The organism is Ruminobacter amylophilus (assembly GCF_900115655.1).
GTDB lineage: Bacteria > Pseudomonadota > Gammaproteobacteria > Enterobacterales > Succinivibrionaceae > Ruminobacter > Ruminobacter amylophilus.
Genome location: NZ_FOXF01000094.1, coordinates 1 through 2,300, shown reverse-complemented (window position 1 = coordinate 2,300; position 2,300 = coordinate 1). Strand labels below are relative to the sequence as shown.

Here is a 2,300-nt window from a genome sequence, read left to right as displayed (position 1 = left end):
GAAACACCGCTTGATTTTACAGGGACGTAAAAGAAAGAGCGACGATTTTAAAACACACACATGTAAGTCAAGGGTTCGAACAGTTCATGATGAACAATTTGGTTCGAACCTTCTTTTTTTTCTCCTTATATTATTACAGAGCCTCCAGACCCGCCTCATATTCCATGGCGTTTTTTCTTCATTTTCCCGCTTGCAGTCCTGATACTGTCTAAAATTCCTAACCTGTCTGAATGCTCTAAAAAATCACAAAAACACATATATAAAATACAATCTCTCACCCGCATGTGAGACTTTGTCTATAGTAATGTAAGCATAATAAAAATCATAAAACAGACACATAAAAAGTCGTTTTTTCGTAAACGCCCTGTTTTCAATGGCTGCACGATTTTTCAAAGTCTCACAAAGGCTTACAGCCCCAAATAATGTGACAAAGATCAATATTCATAAAAATTCAAATTTTTACAATAGTAACTGTTGAGGGAGACAAGGATGTCCGGATACCTCACGCATCGCAGCCTTTCCGTTTACAGGATGTTGACGAACCGGGGCTGAGGAACAGGATGTTCCTTTTTTCATGGCTTTGTTTATACAGGATGTATGAAGCGGGCAATGATTTTTAAAGTACACACATGCAATGTTTATGGGTTCGAACAGCTATGAGCCACTTTAGTTCGAACCTTATTTTTTTGCGTTCACAAAATTCAATCTTTCCTCCTGAATCCGGTGATTTTTCTTAATATGCTTAATCATACACTTTTACGGGTTACTTACAGGACAGGTATTACTGAACCGTCTGCCTTTATCCGCAGGCCGAAGCTGAATTTGCCCATACCTCCTGCCGAAATACATTGAATCAAACTCCTCTTTTTTACAGCATCGCCAAAAACATCAGCTTAGCTCACACAAATTTTATAAACACAAATTATAATTATTATATATGTCAGCTGATTCCGGTTGACTTTTTAACTCACGCAATACTGATATTTCAGTCATTTCCGGTTGATTATTACGTGCAATACTCTAACCGTCCTGACAGAACCGGAATCATTCGTTTGTCCCCAGAGCAAAGGAGCACTACATGAGTGAAAACAGGAAACTCGATTCCATCATGCGTAAAATTACCAGTGGCTTCACCGGAAATCCCGTAACTGATATGCCATATCTTCAGAAAAAGTGCGCCGAATACAAAGACCACGAGCTTGCAGAAGAGATTTTCATTGCATGCAACAGACTGATGAACAGGATGTTCAGTGACAGCAAGAAAATCCTGCAGAATGATAATCTCGATGAAATTGCCCGTATATGCGAACAGAACCTTGACGGGATTCAGTCTCACATCAAAAGCGGAAAGTACGACACGGCCTGTCAGCTTCTGAAAGGATACCTTGAAGAACTTGAACTTAAAAACATCGTTCACGAAGACGCTCAGTACCTGTATTTCAATTTCAGTGAATACTTTGAGGAAATCATGTACATACGCATGAACAAACCTGCCAAGAGAGTGAAGCGCATTCCGGTACCTTTCGGACGGATGTACCTTATTTACAGCTGGCTGCTCGTGGAACTCAAACAGATAGAAGAAGCCAGAAAGGCATTGCTTAAAGGTCTGAGCTGGAATCCCGTAAACTTCCAGCTAATGGCTGAATATACCGAAACATTCAAGATGGAACATAATACAGATGAATTCTTCAGAAAGACACTTGATGCTTACAGAATTGCGTTCCGTTCGCATGACGTGGCCAGGTGCTTACGCAATATCGCATACTACTTTGTGGAGAATAAGCTTTACAAAGAGGCAGTTGGCACTCTGCTTCTGAGCACAAATTTTGATGAAGAGTCACCTATGGTTAAACAGGAACTCAGTTATATCGAAACGGTAGGCGGAATTTTCGAAGATCCAACGGCTGAAGACATGATGAAATGTTCAGAGAAATTCGGTTTCTGGTGTGGAGCCGATCACGACGTCATTGATATAGCATACAATTACGCACATTATGCTCTTGAGGGTAAAGACTTCGAGACAGCACGATATTTTGCCGCCATTCTCAGCGATATTGTGCCAACAGAAGAGGCCAGAGAATTTCTGGAATCTATTCCTGAAACTGATAAGGAAAAGAATGAAAAAGACGTATAACTGCCTGATGCCGTAATTATGCATTTCATCAGTTTTCTCAAGTAAGCGCATCTTTCAGAAATGCCGTTAATCCTAAACTCCGCACACCCTAGTGTATAACTAGGGTAAATCTCATCACAAATCCATTAAATATTACACTTTTACCCCTGTTTTTTAAGAAATTCTC

1 protein-coding gene is annotated in these 2,300 nt (G+C 40.1%); it reads left to right on the top strand.

What is annotated here, in order from left to right; all coding sequences use genetic code 11:
* Positions 1–1,078: 1,078 nt before the first annotated feature.
* The gene (locus BMY80_RS11855) at positions 1,079–2,134 is read left to right on the top strand and encodes a hypothetical protein (RefSeq protein ID WP_093143939.1); all 1,056 of its coding nucleotides are present in this window, start codon (positions 1,079–1,081) and stop codon (positions 2,132–2,134) included.
* Positions 2,135–2,300 lie beyond the last annotated feature (166 nt).